At 44.8% G+C, this 14830-nt stretch carries 16 protein-coding genes and 1 tRNA gene; 16 read left to right on the top strand and 1 reads right to left on the bottom strand.

All coding sequences use genetic code 11. The features are described from left to right. Positions 1–3 precede the first annotated feature (3 nt). The 12 genes from cydB (at position 4) to RJD38_RS01360 (ending at position 9532) form a co-directional block, all read left to right on the top strand. Positions 4–1140: a cytochrome d ubiquinol oxidase subunit II gene (gene cydB / locus RJD38_RS01415; RefSeq protein ID WP_005598578.1), complete on the top strand. Its 1137-nt coding sequence runs from the start codon at positions 4–6 to the stop codon at positions 1138–1140. A gap of 12 nt (positions 1141–1152) precedes the next feature. Next, complete coding sequence (cydX, locus tag RJD38_RS01410) at positions 1153–1260, top strand: cytochrome bd-I oxidase subunit CydX (protein WP_000270284.1); 108 nt, start codon at positions 1153–1155, stop codon at positions 1258–1260. Continuing rightward, a complete protein-coding gene (ybgE, locus tag RJD38_RS01405) occupies positions 1253–1555 on the top strand; it encodes a cyd operon protein YbgE (RefSeq protein WP_005598576.1) in 303 nt (100 codons plus the stop codon). Before cydX ends, ybgE begins: the two co-directional genes overlap by 8 nt. A 165-nt stretch (positions 1556–1720) precedes the next feature. Next, entirely contained in the window at positions 1721–2140 is a 420-nt protein-coding gene (gene ybgC, locus RJD38_RS01400) for a tol-pal system-associated acyl-CoA thioesterase (protein ID WP_009384792.1), read from the top strand. Continuing rightward, on the top strand, positions 2130–2813 hold the full coding sequence (tolQ, locus tag RJD38_RS01395) for a protein TolQ (protein ID WP_065430641.1): 684 nt from the start codon (positions 2130–2132) through the stop codon (positions 2811–2813). The genes ybgC and tolQ overlap by 11 nt, the downstream gene beginning before the upstream one ends. Positions 2814–2816: 3 nt before the next feature. Next, positions 2817–3260 carry an ExbD/TolR family protein gene (locus RJD38_RS01390; RefSeq protein WP_005598570.1) on the top strand — a complete coding sequence of 148 codons (444 nt, stop codon included), beginning with the start codon at positions 2817–2819 and terminating at the stop codon, positions 3258–3260. Positions 3261–3273: 13 nt separating this feature from the next. After that, entirely contained in the window at positions 3274–4359 is a 1086-nt protein-coding gene (gene tolA / locus RJD38_RS01385; RefSeq protein WP_065545168.1) for a cell envelope integrity protein TolA, read from the top strand. 15 nt (positions 4360–4374) lie between these two features. After that, entirely contained in the window at positions 4375–5727 is a 1353-nt protein-coding gene (tolB, locus tag RJD38_RS01380) for a Tol-Pal system beta propeller repeat protein TolB (protein WP_038219138.1), read from the top strand. 34 nt (positions 5728–5761) lie between these two features. After that, on the top strand, positions 5762–6277 hold the full coding sequence (gene pal, locus RJD38_RS01375; protein WP_005598565.1) for a peptidoglycan-associated lipoprotein Pal: 516 nt from the start codon (positions 5762–5764) through the stop codon (positions 6275–6277). 15 nt (positions 6278–6292) lie between these two features. Beyond that, entirely contained in the window at positions 6293–7066 is a 774-nt protein-coding gene (gene ybgF / locus RJD38_RS01370) for a tol-pal system protein YbgF (RefSeq protein WP_065430639.1), read from the top strand. Between the two features lie 130 nt (positions 7067–7196). Beyond that, complete coding sequence (gene nadA / locus RJD38_RS01365; RefSeq protein WP_009384795.1) at positions 7197–8258, top strand: quinolinate synthase NadA; 1062 nt, start codon at positions 7197–7199, stop codon at positions 8256–8258. 242 nt (positions 8259–8500) lie between these two features. After that, positions 8501–9532 carry a potassium channel family protein gene (locus tag RJD38_RS01360; protein ID WP_065545169.1) on the top strand — a complete coding sequence of 344 codons (1032 nt, stop codon included), beginning with the start codon at positions 8501–8503 and terminating at the stop codon, positions 9530–9532. 120 nt (positions 9533–9652) lie between these two features. On the opposite strand, the gene RJD38_RS01355 is transcribed toward RJD38_RS01360, so the two are convergent. Next, the gene (locus RJD38_RS01355) at positions 9653–10225 is read right to left on the bottom strand and encodes a UPF0149 family protein (protein WP_009384797.1); all 573 of its coding nucleotides are present in this window, start codon (positions 10223–10225) and stop codon (positions 9653–9655) included. A gap of 128 nt (positions 10226–10353) precedes the next feature. Between RJD38_RS01355 and RJD38_RS01350 the strand changes: the two genes are divergently transcribed. From RJD38_RS01350 to RJD38_RS01335, 4 genes are all read left to right on the top strand, one after another. After that, the gene (locus tag RJD38_RS01350; RefSeq protein WP_197497782.1) at positions 10354–12774 is read left to right on the top strand and encodes a hybrid sensor histidine kinase/response regulator; all 2421 of its coding nucleotides are present in this window, start codon (positions 10354–10356) and stop codon (positions 12772–12774) included. A gap of 241 nt (positions 12775–13015) precedes the next feature. Next, positions 13016–13465 carry an L-alanine exporter AlaE gene (locus RJD38_RS01345; RefSeq protein WP_065430635.1) on the top strand — a complete coding sequence of 150 codons (450 nt, stop codon included), beginning with the start codon at positions 13016–13018 and terminating at the stop codon, positions 13463–13465. Positions 13466–13613: 148 nt separating this feature from the next. Next, positions 13614–13701, top strand: a tRNA-Ser gene (locus RJD38_RS01340). A gap of 518 nt (positions 13702–14219) precedes the next feature. Beyond that, on the top strand, positions 14220–14828 hold the full coding sequence (locus RJD38_RS01335; RefSeq protein ID WP_065545171.1) for a class I SAM-dependent methyltransferase: 609 nt from the start codon (positions 14220–14222) through the stop codon (positions 14826–14828). Positions 14829–14830 lie beyond the last annotated feature (2 nt).

Raw genomic sequence — 14830 nt, 5'->3', positions numbered from 1 at the left:
AATATGTTTGATTACGAAATCTTGCGATTCATCTGGTGGGTACTGATCGGTGTGCTGCTGGTTGGTTTCGCGATTACGGATGGCTTCGATATGGGTGTGGGCGCGCTTGTACCTATTATCGGTAAGAACGACAGTGAACGTCGTGTGATGATCAACTCGATCGCACCACACTGGGATGGTAACCAAGTTTGGCTTATCACTGCCGGTGGTGCATTGTTCGCGGCATGGCCACTAGTGTACGCAACGTCGTTCTCTGGTTTCTACCTAGCGATGATCCTAACACTTGCAGCGCTTTGGCTACGTCCAATTGGTCTGGATTACCGTTCAAAAATTGAAGACAAAAAATGGCGTAGCACTTGGGATATCTGTATCTCAATCAGTGGCTTCGTTCCACCAATCATCTTCGGTGTTGCGTTTGGTAACTTACTGCAAGGTGTTCCGTTTGAACTGAGTGATTTCATGATGCCGACGTATCATGGCAACTTCTTCGGTCTATTGAACGGATTTGCACTACTGTGTGGTTTTGTTAGCTTGTTCATGATTTTGATGCAAGGCGCAGCTTGGCTTCAAATGAAAACAACCGATGATGTTCATGTTCGTGCACGTAATGTAGCGCAAATCATGGGTCTTCTAACGGTTGCGACGTTTGTGACTGCAGGCTTCTTCATCCAAGATATGGAAGGCTACGTTATTAAATCTGTGATTGACACTGGTGCTGCATCGAATCCACTAACGAAAGAAGTGGTTCGTGAAGCGGGTGCATGGATGAATAACTTTGAGGCTTACCCAGCAATGTGGGCGGCTCCTATCCTAGGTGTTGCTATGCCATTGCTAGCTGTGGTTGCTTCTCGCTTTGAAAAAGGTGGTTTTGCGTTCCTATTCTCAAGTCTAGGTAACGCTGGCATCATCTTCACCGCGGGTCTATCAATGTTCCCATTCGTGATGCCATCAAGCCGCGTACCAAGCCACAGCTTGACAATGTGGGATGCGACTTCATCTGAACTGACTTTGAACCTAATGACTGGTGTTGCATTTGTAATGGTACCAATCATTCTTGGCTACACCACGTGGACGTACTACAAAATGTTCGGCCGCTTGGATAGCAAGTTCATTGAAGAAAACAAAAACTCACTTTACTAAGGAGCAATCACTATGTGGTATTTCGCATGGATTCTAGGTGTACTACTTGCTTGCGCATTCGGTATCATCAACGCTCTTTGGTTAGAGCATTCAGAAATGATGGATAAAGACAGTGAGTGATCTCGCTGAAAAGGTGGCAAAAATACATGCCCCTTTGGATAAGACCCTATTAAGGGTCTTATCTCTGGTTTTAGGTTTTTTCCATGTTGCGATGGTGATGTGGGATCCTCATGCGTATTCAGAGGCGATTGGCGGCTTTAATGCAGTCATTTCACCGCTGATGATATGGGCGATTTGCTCAAGCATGGTGTTTGGTTTGTCATTCAAACCACACAACTGGTATTGGCAAATTCTGTTTAGCCCATACTTCAGTTTGTCGATCCTGATTTACCTAACGATTATTTACGTTTCGTAATAGATTAGCCTGAAAAATCATCAGAAAATCATTTAAATAGCGCCACTTTTGATAAGTTGGCGCTATTTTTTTGTCTAAGTTCTTAAATCGTCGATTCGCCAGTGCACATCCGCAGCACAGATGGGGTATAGTAGTCGTTAAGTGTACAAATTTTAGAGTGTTACCGTGGAAGCAGCCCCTCATGGCTTTGAATGGCCAGTGACCGTTTATTATGAAGATACCGACGCCGGTGGCGTGGTTTATCATTCAAACTATCTAAAATATTTTGAGCGCGCACGAACGGAGATGCTTCGCAGTGTTGGCGTATCACAACATGCATTGTTGGAACAAAACATTGGTTTTGTAGTCCGACATATGGACATAGACTTTTTACAAGGGGCGCGCCTTGATGATCAGCTCGTAGTGAGAACGACAATCGCTGAACTCAAGAAGGCCTCTTTGACCTTCTGTCAGGAGATCGTCAATCCTGATAGTAAAACATTGTGTAGAGCAATGGTTAAGGTAGCATGTATCGATAATCAGAGGATGCGACCGACTGCGATTCCTCAAGCAATTTATATGGAGTTTTCTCGAAGTGACCGCTGATATTTCAATTCTTGACCTGTTTTTGCAAGCCAGCTTGCTGGTAAAAATGGTCATGCTGATCCTACTTGGTATGTCGATTGCCTCATGGGCGATGATCATTAAGCGCAGCAAAGTGCTTTCTCAAGCAACCAAAGAGACAGAAGCCTTTGAAGATAAGTTTTGGTCTGGCACCGATCTTTCAATTATTTATCAAGCGGTAAACAAGAGAAAAGATGAACTCACGGGTACCGAAGAAATTTTCTATGCCGGCTTTACTGAATTTGCACGTCTACGTAAATCCAATGCAAATTCTCCAGATTACATCATGGAAGGCACAGGCCGAGCAATGCGCGTGGCGGTCGCCCGTGAAGTAGATGATCTGGAAACTAATCTGCCTTTCCTAGCAACAGTCGGCTCTATCAGCCCATATATTGGTTTGTTTGGTACGGTATGGGGCATCATGCATGCGTTCATCGCGTTGGGTGAAGTGAAGCAAGCGACCCTGGCAATGGTTGCGCCGGGTATCGCAGAAGCCTTGGTGGCAACGGCAATGGGTCTATTTGCCGCAATTCCGGCCGTAATGGCATACAACCGCTTAAGCAACAAAGTGTCAAAACTTGAGCATAACTACGCGACGTTCTCAGAAGAGTTTCACAGCATTTTGCACCGTCAAGCGATGGCTGGCAGGGAGTAACGCATGGCGGGTTATCAACCTAAAAAGCGTAAAATGACATGTGAAATCAACGTGGTGCCGTATATCGATGTCATGTTGGTGTTGCTGATCATTTTCATGGTGACCTCACCCTTTGTAACACAAGGTGTTGAAGTTGAGCTGCCAAAAACGGCGGCGGCAGAATCGATGCAAGAAATGGCGGAAGATCCGAACATCAGCTTTATTATTGTTGAAGTGGACCGTGATGGTAATCTCGGATTAAGCGTCAATGATGAAGAGGTGATGCGGGGTATTTCACTGCAAGATTTGATCGTGCGAGTGAAAGCTGAGCTTAGTATCAAACCTAACTCACCGGTTGCGGTGGGTGGGGATGCAGCTACGCCTTATGCGGAGATTGTATTGGTTTTAGATGAGTTGGGCCGAGCAGGGATCCCGAAAGTGGGTCTGCTAACGGACATCAAGGAATAAGTTCAATCACTCCATGAAAGACAAAAAGCCCAATAAAAATAAACTTGGCAAACCAATGGTTATTTCGTTTGCCTTACACGCAGTCTTACTTGCTGCGTTGCTTTGGGGCGCGGATTTTACGATGTCGAAACCTGAACCTGTCGGTCGAATGGTGGAAGCGGTTGTGATTGACCCAGCCTTAGTGCGTAAACAAGCACAACAAATTCGCGAGCAGCGAGAAGAGGCGTCGCGCAAAGAGCAAGATCGCCTTGATAAACTACGTCGTGAAAGTGAGCAGCTTGAGAAGAACCGCAAAGCGGAAGAAGAACGCATTCGTAAACTGAAAGAGCAACAAGTCAAAGAAGCGAAAGCGGCGCGTGATGCGGAAAAACTACGTAAGCAAAAAGAGCAAGAACGCAAAGTTGAAGAAGAGCGTGTTCGTAAAGAAAAAGAACGCGCAGTCAAACTTGAGCAAGAGCGTAAAAAGAAAGAAGATGCAATACGTGTAGCGGAAAAGCAGCGCTTAGAGAAAGAGGCTGCGGTAGCCAAAGCTGAGCAACAACGTATTGAAAAAGAAGCGGCTGCAGCGAAAGCAGAGCAGCAACGCATCGAAAAAGAAAAAGCAGCAAAAGCGGCGCAAGAGGCCGCCGCTAAGGCTGAAAAAGAACGCATAGCAAAAGAGAAAGCGGCAAAAGAAGCGGCAGAAAAGGCACGTAAAGAAAAGCAACGTTTAGAGCGCTTGGAGCGAGAACGCAAAGAGCAAGAAGCTGCGATGAACGATATTTTTGCTGGCTTGGAATCAGAAACGGAACAAAATAGCGCGGCGCGCAATCAATTTGTTGATAGTGAAATTTCGCGCTATGCCGCGATCTACACACAACTGATTAAGCAAAATTTGCTCGTGGAGGACTACTTCCGGGGAAAGTCTTGTCGAGTTAACTTGCGCCTTATTCCTACCGGAGCGGGGGCTATTGTCGGAAACTTTAGTATCCTTGATGGTGATAGCCGAGTTTGCTCAGCAACGAAACGTGCGGTAGCTCAAGTGCCAAGCTTCCCACTGCCGACAGATGCGGATCTAGTCAACAAACTGAAAAACATCAATTTAACCGTTGAACTTTAAATAAAGGATTAGCTTGTGTTAAAGCGACTGATAATAGGATTCTCGCTCGTGATTGCGAGCTCGGTTCAATTTGCCAATGCGGCTCTTGAACTGGTCATCACAGATGGTATTGATTCGGCCCGCCCGATAGCTATCGTGCCATTCAAATGGGAAGGCGCTAAGCCTCTACCACAAGATGTGTCAGCGGTGATTGCTTCTGACTTGCAACGCAGTGGTAAATTTAGCCCAGTGCCGACCAGTAAAATGCCACAAACCCCTTATAACGAAAGCGAAGTCAACTTTGACGCCTGGACACGTCTGGGGGTTGACTCATTGCTAACGGGATCTATCACACAAGATGCCAAAGGTGATTATGTGATTAATTACCAATTGGTCGATGTTGTGCGTGGCCAGTTAACGCAAGGTCAAAGCAAAGCGTTGGGTGAAGATGGCGAGTTAGTACTGTCTAAGGATCACGTTTTGTTTAACAAACGTGCCACGGTACCTGAGAGCCGTTTGCGTGAATACGCACACCGAATCTCTGATTTGGTTTACGAACAATTAACGGGTGAGCGCGGTGCATTTTTGACCCGCATCGCATATGTCGTCGTTAATGACAAAGAATCCTACCCGTATCAATTACGCGTCGCAGATTATGACGGTTACAACGAACGTTTGGTGTTGCGCTCAAAACAGCCATTGATGTCACCGTCTTGGTCACCAGATGGTAAAAAGCTTGCATACGTTAGCTTCCAGAACGGTCAAGCTGAAATCTACATGATGGATATCTACACCGGTGAACGTGAGAAACTTACGTCATACCCTCGTCACAACGGGGCACCTAAGTTCTCTCCAGACGGTAAGACATTAGCCTTGGTATTATCAAAAACCGGCAGCTTGCAGGTTTATACGATGGATATAAAGACGCGTAAGCTCACACAAATAACGCGTGGTAGATCAAATAATACAGAACCATTTTGGCACCCAGATGGGAAATCCTTGATATTCACTTCTGATCGGGGTGGTAAACCTCAGATTTATCAAGTAAATTTGGCTGGCGGAGATACTAGCCGCATAACATGGCAGGGCAGTCAAAACTTGGGTGGTCAAATTACCCCAGATGGACGCTTTCTCGTAATGGTGAATCGCAGCAATACTGGTTTTAATCTTGCCAAACAAGATCTTGAGACTGGTGCGGTGCAGGTTTTAACCAAAACATTGTTAGACGAGTCGCCGAGTATTGCCCCAAATGGTGGAATGGTTATCTATAGTTCGATTTATAACAAAACCAACGTCTTATCGATGGTTTCTATAGATGGGCGTTTTAAAGCTCGATTACCCGCAACAAACGGACGAGTCCGTGCACCTGCGTGGTCACCGTTTTTGTAGCAAATAAGTATTTAAAAGTAAGGAAAACATAACAATGCAACTTAACAAAGTTCTTAAAGGGTTACTCATTGCACTACCTGTTCTAGCAATGACAGCATGTAGCTCGAGCGATGATGCTGCAAACGCGTCTGGCTCAGAAACGAACAACGGTTCTTCTACAACAGTAGTAACGCCAATCGATCAGAATGGCCAACTATCTGAGCAAGAACTAAAAGATCAAGTAATGCAAGCTTCAACTATCTACTTCGCATTCGATAACGCAACTATCGCAAGCGACTACGAGAAAGTTCTAGCACTACACGCTGCTTACCTAAGCTCTAACCCAGCGCTTAAAGTAACCGTTGAAGGCCACGCAGATGAGCGCGGTACTCCTGAGTACAACATCGCGCTAGGCGAGCGTCGTGCTCAAGCGGTATCTATGTACCTTCAAGCACTAGGCGTAAATGCTGACCAAATCGCTATCGTTAGCTACGGTGAAGAGAAGCCTCTAGTACTAGGTCAATCTGACGAAGCTTACGCTAAGAACCGCCGCGCAGTTCTAGTGTACTAATTCGGGGATAACCTCATGTTCAGTAACTTAAAGCATGTCTTTTCGCTTACGTTACTGGCCAGTGCAGCGAACTTAGCGTTCGCTGCACCAGCCCCAGTAGCAGATATTGGCGGCAGCACCAGTAGCTCTAGAACATTCTCTAGCAACGAAACGGATATTCAGCGTTTAGAACGTTTGCTAGAAAATCGTAACCGAGTGCAACTGCAAATGCAGCAGCAATTGGACACGATGTCACTCGAAGTGAGTGAACTTCGTGGCCAAATTGAAAAGAACAACTATGACATGCAGCAAATGTTGCAGCGTCAAAAAGAGTTGTTTGTTGAACTTGATAAAGTTCGCCAAGAAGCAAAAGCTGCGCCTGTGATCGTCGCTGATGTGACAACAACAGAACCTGTTGAGTCGAAAGGCACATACAGCAGTAATGTTGATGAACAAACCGCCTATCAAAATGCAGTCGATTTGATTCTTAAGCAGCGTGACTATTCCGGTGCGATAAGCGCTTTTGTTCAATTCCAAAAAGATTTCCCAGATTCAACGTTTACCCCTAATTCACATTATTGGCTCGGCCAACTTTATTTTGCTAAGAAGCAAGATAAAGAAGCGGTGAAAAGCTTTGCTGCAGTGATCGCTTATAAAGATTCGAATAAGCGCGCTGATGCGCTAGTGAAGTTAGGTGATATTGCTGAGCGCAATAATAACGTTGAGCAAGCAAAGAAATACTATCAACAAGTGGTGACTGAATACCCAGATAGTGCTTCTGCAAAAGTTGCGCAGCAAAAGCTCAACTAAAGGCTAATTGACGAAAAAAGGCGCTTATGCGCCTTTTTTTTATCCCTCTTTTAGCGCCAAACAGCTTTGATTCTTGATGTCGATCGGAGTTACAATGTTCGAACTAACGGAAGTTGCGTAGAGCAAAGCAATGAGTCACATTCTAGATAAAATCGATACTGTTTACCCTTTTCCTCCTAAGCCAAAGCCATTGACGGCTGAGCAAAAGCAAGCCCATATTGCCAATATCAAGCAACTGCTGATTGATAAAGATGCCGTGCTGATTGCCCACTATTACACGGATCCTGAGATTCAGGCATTAGCGGAAGAAACGGGAGGTTTTGTTGGTGACTCACTGGAAATGGCTAAGTTTGGCAACCGTCATCCTGCCAGCACCCTAATAATTGCCGGTGTGCGCTTTATGGGTGAATCCGCCAAAATCCTTACACCAGAAAAACGCATTCTAATGCCAACACTTGACGCAGAATGTTCATTGGATCTTGGTTGTCCTGCAGACAAGTTCTCTGAATTTTGTGACGCGCACCCTGACCATACGGTTGTGGTTTACGCGAACACCTCTGCGGCAGTAAAAGCTCGCGCAGATTGGGTGGTAACCTCCAGTATTGCACTTGAAATCGTTGAGCACCTAGATAGCGAAGATAAGCCTATCATTTGGGGCCCAGACCGCCATTTAGGTTCATACATTGCCAACAAAACTGGCGCAGAAATGCTGTTGTGGCAGGGCGAGTGTGTGGTTCACGATGAGTTCTCTGCTGACGCACTGCGTAAGATGAAGAGCGTTTATCCTGATGCCGCGATTCTTGTTCACCCTGAATCACCAGCAAGTGTGGTTGAATTAGCAGATGCTGTTGGCTCAACTAGCCAATTGATCAAAGCGGCAAAAGAGCTGCCACAGCAAAAAATGATTGTCGCGACTGATAAAGGCATCTTCTTCAAGATGCAGCAGTTAGTGCCGGAAAAAGAACTGATCGAAGCACCAACAGCAGGTGCAGGTGCGACGTGTCGTAGCTGTGCACATTGCCCTTGGATGGCGATGAATGGTTTGTTTGCGATTGAGCAAGCGTTGAGTGAAGGCGGCGAGCAGCATGAAATCTTTGTTGATGAGGCATTGCGCGTAAAATCGCTGATCCCATTAAACCGTATGTTAGATTTTGCTGAACAGCTTAACTTGCAAGTAAAAGGCAACGCATAAGCTACGATTGGTTTAAGCCAAAATTACCTATTAGCCAGCCTCGTGCTGGCTTTTTTACGCCTGAGGTTTGCTCCCTAAATTAAATACAACAAAGGATTTTAGCCACTTCACCAAGTACGTCATTTTTGTCTTACACTTCTCAACAATCTATTTTTGATGCCAAGCAAACTCGAAAAGTCGCGTTAGTTCTGCATACAATAAGTAGAGTTATCAATTGAACAAAGCTAAGACAAGGAAATGGTATGGCGATCTGGTTCTACTTACGGCGCAAACTGCGCTCCACCTTGTTTGATTTGAGTACGCGAAACTTAGCCATCCTTACACTGCTTTATGTCATTCTTTCGTGGGTGTTGCTGACTGCTGCGGGAGAGCCCGATCTTACCGATAATTTCTCCAACTTTATTTATTACTTAATGGTTACTGCGAGTACGGTTGGCTATGGCGATCATTCACCCGTAACCGACATGGGTAAATGGGTGGTGGTGCTATTTATCATTCCAGGTGGATTAGCACTGTTCGCTTCAATATTGGGGCGTATTGGTTCAAATCTTGTCGACTATTGGCGAGCTGGCGTATTAGGGAAACGAAAAGTGAATACACACAATCATATTTTATTATTGGGCTGGAATGGCCAACGTACCTTGCATTTAATCCGCATGCTGCAGCATGAAGAAGAGGGCAACAGGCCCATTGTGCTGTGTACACGTTCTGAAATTGAGAACCCATTACCGGGCGAGATCGGTTTTATCAAAGTCAGCAGTTACACCGATAGCCAAGAAATGAAAAATGCGAATATCGAACAGGCAAGCTGCATCGTAGTCGATAATCTTGAAGATGACATAACGCTCTCAGCATCGCTCTATTGTGCCAATGTTAATTCTAGCTCCCATCTTGTCGCTTATTTCAAAGACGAAGCCCTCAGCTCGCTACTGAGCCAGCATTGCCCAAATGCAGAGTGCATTCCAGCCGTTGGTGCTGAGATGCTAGCGAAAGCGGCGGTGGATCCCGGATCAAGTGCATTGCATCAAGAGTTACTTGCTTCTACGCGGGGGATGACCCAGTACTCAACTTATTACCCACAAGAGGCCGCAGCAGTGGAGGTCGAAGCGGTGTTTCTCTTTTTGAAAAAGCAGTACAAGGCAACCTTGATCGCATTGGAGGGCGAGCAAGGCATGGCGCTCAATCCTGATCTGGATGTTGAGATACGTCCTGGGACTAAGCTGTTTTACATCGCCGATGAGCGTATTGAGCAGATCAATTGGTCGAACCTTTAGGCCGTGCTATCCGCTGACTTTAGTGATGAAATGATGTTTTTACCGAAAAGAAACCTCTGGCGTTAAAAAGGCTTCCAATCGGAAGCCTTTCTCATCTTGAATCAGCGCCACATGTGCGGATTACTGGTCTGCTTCAACCAATTGCATTCCACGCATCGTTAAGCCAGAAAGCATGGTTGGGGTCGCGTTGAAGATCTCTTCAAACTGCTCCAGACCTTCGATGCCTTGTTCAGCAATCGTTGCGAGTGACGTTTCTGGATCGTACAGCATGCTTAGCGACAGCAATACACCACCGAGTAGGGCGTTTTCTGGGCTATCTTCAGGCATGATTGACTCCCAATCATCGCGCGATAATTGCCAGCCTTGTAGGAAGCCTTCGCAGAAATCGCGCGTTGCTTCTGTTACGATCTCTTCTTCGTCTAATACGCAGCCTTCAGGCCACTGCCATTGATTGTTTAACAATGCTGGACGATAGTTATTCCATAGCGCGATCACATGTTCAATATAACTCTCTAACAGCTCACCGTCGCTAAATGGTGCAACTTCTTCACCGCCCCATAGAAACGGGAGCCACTCATGCGGATCAAGCGTATGCGGTGCAGCCGCCATTGCCGTAACAAAACCTTGAGTTTTGGCCTGATTAATCAATTTTTCTTGCAGTTCAGGAAGGGCGAGAATGTCTTGTAGAGTCAAAATGAATACCACTACTTAGGTTGTAAATGTTGATATGGATATAGTAACAGCACCTTTGCGACAAAAATAGGTTGCTGTTACTCAGTATTGACTATAATTTTATATAAACGTCAAAAATTCAGTTGGTTATGGTTAAGAGCTCGTCACTAAAACGGAAAAGCATATTTGCCCTTGGCTTGTACCTTGCGTTCGTCGTTGCGACGGTAGGGACAGTAAGCTATTTGGTGGTAGAGCCTCCCGTTCGCGATCAACTTGTTATCAATCTAGATTCTCGCTCAAAAATCATCTCCAGCCAGATTGAAGCCCCACTAGAAAGCTCGTTAAGTGTTTTACAAAGCATTGTTAGCATTGGGAACACCGGTTACGACCAATCGCTGCAAGTTGAATTACTCCAATCACTCTTTCAAGTTATTGATGGTGTCACCACAAGTGGTGGACTATGGCCAACACCCCATTCAGTCAATCCCCAAGAGCCCTATTTAAGTCTATTTTTCAATCGTGCGATTGATGGCAAGGTCGATAGAATCCACGCTTGGAACAACGCCCAATCTGGTGGATACGATAAAGAACCTTGGTATTTGTCGTCCGTCGATAAACCACTTGGCACGGTGTCGTGGTCACCCGTGTATATTGACCCGTTTACACACGTACAGATGATAACCGCTTCTTCGCCGTATTTCGTTAAAGGCGAATTTGCTGGTGTCGCGACCATTGATGTTTCGTTGGTCACTCTAATCGACTTTGTGCGCAAGCATGCTGAACAGCATGGTCTTGGTGTGATTGTGCGTGATGGTTTTGGCGATGTGATCGTTGAGCATAATTTTAATGTCGCGGAAGATGTTTACATCAGCCGCCAGCAGTTTGGTAGCTTTCACTGGACGATTGATGTGGTTAATGCCAATCGTTTAGTGGCTGATCAAGTATATGATTTAGTAAGCAAAGTTGAAAAGGGCATTGTGCCAATCATGCTACTTTGTGTGTTGTTTGGCTATGTTCTTATCAGCCGCTTTATCATTGAACCGATAACACGGATTGCACAAAAGGTAGATGACTCTAAAACCGGCGGAATCATCGATATTGGTTATCGCAGCAATGATGAGATCCAACATCTTATTGAAACCTTCAATGAGAAGACGGTATTTCTTGAGCAAGAAAAGAAAAAGGCACAGGCCTCCACTCGTGCGAAGAGCGCCTTTTTAGCGACTATATCGCATGAAATCCGAACGCCAATGAATGGCGTGCTTGGTACCGCTCAGATTCTACTTAAAACGGATTTAAGCGACGAGCAGCGCAAGCATTTAAAAACGCTTTATGACTCTGGCGACCATATGATGTTGCTGCTAAATGAAATTTTGGACTTTTCGAAGATAGAGCAAGGGCACCTTGAACTCGAGCAAGCCCCGTTTCCGCTGGAATCGATCGTGGGGAGCATCAATAGTGTCTATTACACCTTATGTTCAGAAAAAGGCTTGGATTTCAACATTCACAACGAAGTGAGTAAAGATCGTTGGTATCTCTCTGATAAAGCTCGCTTGCGCCAAGTGTTATTTAACTTATTAAATAACGCCGTGAAATTCACCTCTCATGGTTTTGTCGATGTGCACTTTTCGGAGGTCACGCTGGATGGTCGCAATTGTTTAAATATTCGAGTCTCCGACTCGGGTATCGGTATTGATCGTGCGGCGCAAAAGAAAATCTTTAATCCGTTTGAGCAGGCTGAGTCGTCAACCACTCGTCGCTTTGGTGGCACTGGGCTTGGCCTCGCTATCGTTAAACAAATTGGCGAATTAATGAATGGTGATGTTTCGGTTCAGAGCTCTATCGGAGTGGGAACGACTTTTGACATTATTCTCGAAATGGAAATTTGCCCACCAGGCACGGCAGAGGTCATTGAGCTGCGTAAACATGACTATAGTGGCCTTAAAGCGCTTATTGTTGAAGATAACCGCACTAATACCATTATCATTAACTCTTTCATCAGCAGCAAAGGGTTTGAATGTACTAATGTTGAAGATGGCCAACAGGCTGTGGAGGCGGTACAAAACGGTCAGTATGATTTGATATTGATGGATAACCACATGCCCAATAAAGATGGCATAACGGCTACCGCTGAAATTCGCGCGTTAAAAGGCCAACGGGCCGATACCTTGATCTTTGGCTGTACCGCAGACCTGTTTAAGGAGACGCGAGAAAGGATGTTAGCGGCCGGGGTAAATTGCATTATTTCCAAGCCAATCGATGAAAAAGAGCTGGATGATATGCTGCATCGGTATTACGAAAAGCTGTATCAATTCAAATCTATCGCAAGCGATAACCAGTTTATTGCTTTTAATGCAGAGCAGCAGTTAGTCTCGCTACACATCGCGGTTGAAGACCAAAAAACCGAAGATGCGCATCAAATCTTAACCACGATTAGCGAGTATGTTCATCGCAATTCATCCAGTAATGGCACTCAATTGGCTGAGACGCTTGCTCCGCTACTACACAGCAAATCGCTCCCTTCAAGTCATGAGCTTGATGTTCTTACCGTACTGTTGAAAGATAGCTGACTCTAAACGACACATTTTACTCAATATAACCGACTCAAACCGCTATTTTTGGCGGTTTGAGTTTTTTTGGCTATTTTAAGCCTAAACACCAGCAGTTTATTGACTCTTGATATTTAAAATTGAAATCTAATTCTTTATTACTTGTGGTTTAATAGCGAATAAATCTGGTTTAATTCGCTTTGTTGGGCGTTTTATATTGTTCTTTATTCACTATGCTAGTGATATATGTTGAGAATTTGCAATGAAAGCTCGTGGGTCTTTCTGTTTTCGTAGCGCAGTAGCAGATACGTTTGCGATGGTGGTGTTCTGCTTTATTTCAGGCATGTTTATCGAAATTTTTATTTCGGGTATGACATTTGAGCAGTCGCTGGCTTCTCGATTGCTTTCTATTCCAGTTAATATTGCCATTGCTTGGCCCTACGGTGTGTTTAGAGATTTCATTTTGCGCCAAGGCGCCCGAGTTTCATTGTCTAAACGGATGAAGAACCTGTCAGATCTGGTCGCGTATGTACTGTTCCAGTCTCCTGTTTATGCCGGTATTCTCTATACGGTCGGAGCATCAACTGACCAAATTATTACTGCTGTCGCTTCCAATGCGGTTGTTTCTTGTGCGATGGGTGTATTGTATGGCTACTTCTTAGATCTATGCCGTAAGTGGTTTAAGGTGCCGGGTTACTGTTCACAAGCATAAGTACTCGAATTTGATGGACAAAGTGTCATCAATTTAGCTAGAGAGTGACCAATCGATCCGTTAGTACGTTATTTTTTTGCCTTTTGGCTTGACCTAACTCTATAGAATCATTAAATTAGCGCCTCGTTAGCCAAGTTGTTAACGATTCGGTGAGTTGTCCGAGTGGCTGAAGGAGCACGCCTGGAAAGTGTGTATACGGCAACGTATCGAGAGTTCGAATCTCTCACTCACCGCCACATTCTAGAAGAAAGACGTCTTAGGACGTCTTTTTTTGTATCTAAAATTCACTAAATCAAAAAGTTATGGTTTCGTAGCGCCCCATAACATTCCAGAAAAGCGTTTGTTTTTAGTAATACGTAAAGTAATACCCAGCCTTCCTATCTAATGCGAGTATTACTTTTGAGCACTAAATCAGGTATTACTTTGTTGTCATGTTCTCTATTAGTTCGATCTTTAACTTGATGTAAGTTAAGCAGTTATCGACCAAAAGTAATACCTAGATTTTTCGAAAATCGAGCTTTGTTCAGGTATTACTTGAGGGATCAAAATGGCGAATAATCTCATGCCACATTTTAAGGCCTAGAAGAAATGTTGGATTTTTTCGTTTCTGCTTTTCAATACCATATCTAGCCAGCTAATCTGTGTTGTTAACTCAATATGATCTTGCGCACATATTTCAATGCTTTCCTACGACCTTATCGCCATAAAGGTTTAAGCCTTATATCATCAGGTTAGTTTTTATCTGGTATGGTATATGAGCATAACATCCTCTTTTTACGACAAAAATGCTGTTGAGTTGGCGAAGCAATATGATGGCCTGTGCTTCGAGTCTGTGCATCAATCATGGAAGTGCTATTGGCCACAATCTGGATCTAATGTATTGGATATTGGCGCAGGGTCGGGTCGAGATGCCAAATGGTTCGATTTACTCGGTTGTGACGTAGTCGCCGTTGAGCCAGCGAATGCATTACGTGAATTGGGCATGCGCAATACGGGTTCTTCAGTCTCTTGGTTTGATGATGGTCTGCCATTACTCAATGCAGTCAAATCTCTCTCACTCCAGTTTCAACTGATCGTTGTGTCAGCGGTATGGATGCATATTCCAACCAATCAACGGCAGCCTGCCTTATTGGTACTAGATGAATTGCTTTCGCCAGAGGGAAAACTGGTGATTACATTGCGCGATGGTGCGTTCTCGGATGGACGAGAGAGTTATGGTGTATCAGTCGAAGAGCTAGAGGCAATAGCAGCAGATGTAGGACTTGTGGTCTGCCATATCAGTGAATCGAAGGACGTTTTAGCGAGAGATGCGGTGCATTGGAAAACTGTCGTGTTGAAGAAAGCTTGTATCGAGAGGAAATGAGT

It is taken from the genome of Vibrio scophthalmi (assembly GCF_040869025.1).
Taxonomy (GTDB): domain Bacteria; phylum Pseudomonadota; class Gammaproteobacteria; order Enterobacterales; family Vibrionaceae; genus Vibrio; species Vibrio scophthalmi.
The sequence above is the reverse complement of the archived record's forward strand: the minus strand, read 5'-3'. Positions and strand labels throughout refer to the sequence as shown.